The organism is Falsihalocynthiibacter sp. S25ZX9, assembly GCF_041205405.1.
Taxonomy (GTDB): Bacteria; Pseudomonadota; Alphaproteobacteria; order Rhodobacterales; family Rhodobacteraceae; genus Falsihalocynthiibacter; species Falsihalocynthiibacter arcticus.
Genome location: NZ_JBGFCD010000359.1, coordinates 1 through 278 on the forward strand (window position 1 = coordinate 1; position 278 = coordinate 278).

The 278-nt window shown below is 50.7% G+C and carries 1 protein-coding gene; it reads right to left on the reverse strand.

Annotated features, from left to right (window positions below; translation table 11 throughout):
• Nucleotides 1-278: hypothetical protein (locus tag AB9F29_RS22565; RefSeq protein WP_369757335.1), on the reverse strand; the 278-nt coding region annotated here is incomplete at both ends.

The following is a 278-nucleotide window of genomic DNA, read 5'->3' on the forward strand; positions in this document are numbered from 1 at the left end:
TACTAGGTTCAATACGGCTGATCGTAAATTGCTCCCCGTTGCGGAATAGCTCATCCGTTTGCTTACTGATGACGAGGTCGCCCACGGTAAGCCGATCATGGTCGAACTGTCTGACCTTCCCACGCAAGCGTTTCAGGGTCTTATTGTCCGAGGTCACAGCAAGAAGATCTTCGCAGTTGGCATAGGCGTGTGTCAGAGTACCAATCCACTGATTTCCAGTGACCACCTGTACGATAGAACCACCATAAATGCAGGGCATCTCATCGTTCGGGCGATAT